At 72.2% G+C, this 4,848-nt stretch carries 2 protein-coding genes and 1 pseudogene; 2 read left to right on the forward strand and 1 reads right to left on the reverse strand.

The window, feature by feature from the left end; translation table 11 throughout:
• Positions 1-815 precede the first annotated feature (815 nt).
• Positions 816-1,537, forward strand: a pseudogene (locus SACHA_RS21290) (M23 family metallopeptidase).
• Positions 1,538-1,765: 228 nt separating this feature from the next.
• On the opposite strand, the gene SACHA_RS0109610 reads toward SACHA_RS21290, so the two are convergent.
• Positions 1,766-4,276 carry a UvrD-helicase domain-containing protein gene (locus tag SACHA_RS0109610; RefSeq protein WP_019809240.1) on the reverse strand — a complete coding sequence of 837 codons (2,511 nt, stop codon included), beginning with the start codon at positions 4,274-4,276 and terminating at the stop codon, positions 1,766-1,768.
• A 219-nt stretch (positions 4,277-4,495) separates the two neighbouring features.
• On the opposite strand from SACHA_RS0109610, the gene SACHA_RS0109615 reads away from it, so the two are divergent.
• Positions 4,496-4,816, forward strand: a complete 321-nt coding sequence (locus tag SACHA_RS0109615) for a chorismate mutase (RefSeq protein WP_019809242.1) — start codon at positions 4,496-4,498, stop codon at positions 4,814-4,816.
• Positions 4,817-4,848 lie beyond the last annotated feature (32 nt).

Here is a 4,848-nt window from a genome sequence, read left to right on the forward strand (position 1 = left end):
AGGGCGATCAGCCACCCGGCGGCCGCGAAGCCGGGCTCGGCACCACGCACGACCGGCAGGACGGCACCGAGGGAGAGCAGCAGCGCGCTGATCCCCCCGCAGGCGAGCGCGGGGATCAGCGCGACCCCGTGCGGCGCGTCCCGCTCGTCCCCCGGTGGATCATCGGGGACGGACGGCTCCGGTGGACGCGGATCGGCCCCGGTCCCACGTCGTGCTGCGATCGTTCACCTCCGTTCCCGGTGCCGGGCTCGCGGCCCCGGCACCGTCGGCCTCGGCGGATGCGCCGACGAGAGTAGCCAGACCGCTTCCCGGACGCCCGCTCGTCGGGTCACGGGCGGGACTGGTCCCCTCCACCGACGGACGGCGTCCGGCCCCGCCGAACGGCGGTCCAGACCCTCGGTTGCCAAACTGTGACCCACCTCACTCTACCCTGAGAAAACCCCGTCTACCGTGCGCTGTTGCTCCGCCACCAAAGCGACGCGCACACGACTCGACCGTCCGGACGCGACCGGCGTCTTGCCCCCGGCGCGACCGTCTGGTTACTGTCCCGCAGTCCCCATTACGGTCAGGTCACGAACAGGCTGGCCCGGCGAGACCTTCGGGACTCGCCGTGTCACGAGCGGTACCCCGACACCGCTCACCGGGATCCCCCGCCCGGCGTCTGGACCTGACTTCCCCGAGTAACGGAAGGCGCAGTCTTGGCTCGACACCGCTCCCCCGGCGGCCAAGCTACTTCCCCGGCGCTCGAAGAAGCACTGGACGGTGCGGTCGTTCGGGTCCGGGGTTCGCACCGGCTTCCCGCACCCTCGTCCGCACTGCGGGGCCGGGTCGTCGTCGCCGCCGTCGCGGCGGGCGCATTCGCCGCGGCAGCCGCCGGTCAGACCCTGCAGAACTCCCGCGATTCCGCGGAGTCGCACACCGACGTCACTCCGCTGGCCAACGCCAGTGACGCGAGTCGCCGCACTCGACCGCCGAACCCGAGGCGTCGGGCACCGGCGGCGACGGCACGAGCGNGCCCGTCCTGCTCCAGCAGTCCCGCAGCACCGACGCCGACGCCGAGGCCCGCAAGCTCGCCGAGAGCGCCGAGGTCACCCAGGCCCGGCTCGAGCGCGAGGCCGAGGCGGCCCGGAAGGCCGCGGAAGAGGCCGCCCGACCGAAGACCGTCGCCCCCGCCCAGGGCCTGTTCACCTCCGGTTTCGGCGCCCGGTGGGGCACGACCCACTACGGCATCGACATCGCCAACATGATCGGGACCCCGATCCTCTCCGCAGGCGACGGCACCGTCATCGAGGCCGGACCGGCCAGTGGCTTCGGCCTGTGGGTCAAGGTGCAGCAGGACGACGGCACCATTCACGTGTACGGGCACGTCGACAGCTACTCGGTCTCCGTCGGCCAGCGGGTCAAGGCGGGCGAGCAGATCGCCACGATGGGCAACCGGGGCCAGTCCACCGGACCGCACCTGCACTTCGAGGTGTGGATCGGTGGGTCCAAGGTGGACCCGAGGGCCTGGCTGGCCGAACGCGGCGTGTACATCTGAACCACCGACCGGCCTCGGCCGCCCCGTCACCGCCGTCCCCGCGCCACGGACCCCGTGTGCCACCGCGCGCCCCCTTCGCCTCCGATGCTCGAACCTCTGTTCGATCGCCACTCTAGCGAAGGGGGCCGACAGAATCGTCTCTCCGGACCGGCTTCACCGGATAGGACCACGTCGGATCCGGTGAGCCGGCCCCGGTGAAGGCCGCGCCCGCACAGCGGGAGCCCGGGGTCAGAGCTTGGTCAGCGGGACGCTGCCGATCAGCATCAGCCGGACGGTGCCCGCGGCACCGAAATCGATCGTCGCCGTCGCCCTGGGGCCGCTGCCCTCCGTGGCCACGACGGTGCCGAGCCCGTACTTGTCGTGGTTGACCCGGTCACCGACGTCCAGTTTGAGCGCCACGGTGTTCTTCCAGTCGGTGCGGCCCGGGCCACCGAACGTCGTCCGGGAGCCGTTCCCGGTACCGCCCGCGGACCCGGCACCGGCCCCGAGCCTGCTGCTCCAGGTGCTCGCCGCCCTGGGGGAGCCGTTCCCCCCGCCCGACGGCTCGCGCCTGCGCCAGTCCAGGAATTCCTCCGGGAGTTCGTCCAGGAAGCGGGACGCCGGGTTGCTCACCGGCTGCCCCCAGGCCGTGCGCACCAGCGCGCGGGAGACGTACAGCCTGCGCTGGGCGCGGGTGATCGCCACGTAGGCCAGCCTGCGTTCCTCGGCCAGTTCCTTCGGCTCCCCCAGCGCCCGCAGGTGCGGGAACACGCCGTCCTCCCAGCCGGTGCAGAACACCACCGGGTACTCCAGTCCCTTGGCCGTGTGCACGGTCATCAACGTGACCACGCCCCGGTCGTCGTCCGGTTCGCCCTCGGCCTCGTCGGCACCGTCCGATCGGGGCACCGAGTCCGCGTCGGCCACCAGCGAGACCCGCTCCAGGAAGGCGGCCAGCGAACCGGGTTCGGGCACCCCCACGGTGTCGTCCCCGTCGGCGGTGGCGTCCCCACCGGCGGCGTCCCCACCGGCGTCCCCACCGGGGGCGTCCCCGTCGACGGTTCCGTCCCCGCCCCCGTCCCCGGCGGTCTCCCCGTCCGCGGTTCCGGCCGCGGCGTCGCGGGCGAACTCGGTGAACTCGCGCGCGACGGTGATCAGCTCGTCGAGGTTCTCGACGCGCGAGGCGTCCTGCGGGTCGTTCGACTCCTCCAGCGCCGCGCGGTAGCCGGTGCGGTCCAGCACCGCCTGAAGCACCTCGGCCACCTCGGTGCCCGCGTCGACGAGTTCGGCCAGCCCGTCCAGCAGCTCCACGAAGGCGGTGACCGCCTTCCGGGAGCGGGGGTTGAGCGGCTCCACCCCACCGTTCGCCGCCTCCCGCAGCGCGGCGGCGAACGAGATCCGTTCCCGGTCGGCGTGCGTGGCGAGCACCGCCTCCGCACGGTCGCCGATCCCGCGCTTGGGCACGTTGAGGATGCGCCGCAGGCTCACCGTGTCCTCCGGGTTGGCCAGCACCCGCAGGTAGGCCAGCGCGTCGCGGACCTCGCGCCGTTCGTAGAACCGCACCCCGCCGACCACCCGGTAGGGCAGGCCGAGCCGGATGAAGATCTCCTCGAACACCCGGGACTGGTTGTTGGTGCGGTAGAACACGGCGACGTCGGAGTAGTCCGTGTCGCCCTCGTCGACGAGCGCGTCGATCTCCGAGGCCACGAACGCCGCCTCGTCGTGCTCGGTGTCGGCGACGTAGCCGACCACGCGCTCGCCCTCGCCCGCGTCCGTCCACAGGCGCTTGTCCCGCCGGTTCGGGTTCCGGGCGATGACCGCGTTGGCGGCCGACAGGATGGTCTGCGTCGAGCGGTAGTTCTGTTCCAGCAGGATCGTGCGCGCCGACGGGAAGTCGCGTTCGAACTCCTCGATGTTGCGGATGGTGGCGCCGCGGAAGGCGTAGATCGATTGGTCGGCGTCCCCGACGACGCACAGTTCCGCGGGCTGCACCCCGGATTCCGTGGCGGCGGTGCCCACCAGCTCCCGGACCAGCGTGTACTGCGCGTGGTTGGTGTCCTGGTACTCGTCCACCAGCACGTGCCGGAACCGGCGCCGGTAGTGCTCGGCCACCGCGGGGAACGCCCGGAACAGCTCGACCGTGCGCATGATGAGGTCGTCGAAGTCCATCGCGTTCGCCTGCGCCAGCCTGCGCTGGTACTCGCGGTAGGCCTCGGCGGCCCGGCGCTCGAAGTCCGTGGTGGCGGACTCCGCCGCGGCGTCGGCGTCGATCAGCTCGTTCTTCAGGTTCGACACGTGCGTGGTCAGCGCCCTGGCCGTGTACCGCTTGGGGTCCAGGTCGAGATCCCTGCCGACCAGCGTCATCAGCCGTCTGCTGTCGTCGGCGTCGTAGATGGAGAAGCTCGACGACATCTCCAGCGTCGCGGCCTCCCGCCGCAGCAGGCGCACGCACATCGCGTGGAACGTCGACACCCACATGGCGTTCGCGCGCCTGCCGACCAGCTCGGCCACCCGCTCCCGCATCTGCGCCGCGGCCTTGTTGGTGAACGTGATCGCCATGATCTGACCGGGGTGCACCCCGCGCTCGGCGAGCAGGTACGCGATGCGCCGGGTCAGCACGCGGGTCTTGCCCGAGCCCGCGCCCGCGACCACCAGCAGCGGCGAGCCCGCGTGCTCCACCGCGGCACGCTGCGCGGGGTTGAGGTCGTCGAGCAGGCCGGGGTGCCGACGGGGTTCCGGGGGGAGGTCGAACAGGGTGCTCATCGTGGCGTCCAACCTACCTGGGGCCCCCGACACCGGGACTCCCGTGTGGCATACTGGCCCTGTGCGGTACGACGCGTTCCGATTTTTCTACGGGAACCGGGCTCCGGCTCCCGTGATCGCGTAGTGCCCAGCAGTCATCACGAAGCCCCGGAGTCCACGGACCCGGGGCTTTCCTCGCCTCGGGCCGAGACACGGACTCCGCGATCAGCGGAGGTCACGATGAACGCGAGGGTCGACGAGACGGCAGAGACCCCCGAAAGCCCCGGAGTCCCCGAAAGCCCCGGTATCCCCGAGACCCCCGAGGAGATCGACGCGCTCCGGCAGGAGATCGATCAGCTCGACGCGGACATCCTGCGGCTGGTGAAGCGCCGGGCCGAGGTCTCCCGACGGATCGGTGCCGCGCGGATGGCGGCGGGCGGCACCCGCATCGTCTACAACCGCGAGATGGACGTGCTGGCGCGCTACCGGGAACTGGGGTCGGAGGGCAGGCAGCTCGCGATGGCCCTGCTCGAACTCGGCCGCGGGCGCCTCGGCCGCTGACCCGGCCGTCCGGGGCGCGGCCACCGGTCCGC

This window comes from Saccharomonospora halophila 8, assembly GCF_000383775.1.
Lineage (GTDB): Bacteria > Actinomycetota > Actinomycetes > Mycobacteriales > Pseudonocardiaceae > Saccharomonospora > Saccharomonospora halophila.

Coding starts and splice junctions, on each gene's coding strand:
- SACHA_RS0109615 (WP_019809242.1), top strand. CDS start 4,496: ATGAACGCGAGGGTCGACGAGACGGCAGAGACCCCCGAAAGCCCCGGA.
- SACHA_RS0109610 (WP_019809240.1), bottom strand. CDS start 4,276: ATGAGCACCCTGTTCGACCTCCCCCCGGAACCCCGTCGGCACCCCGGC.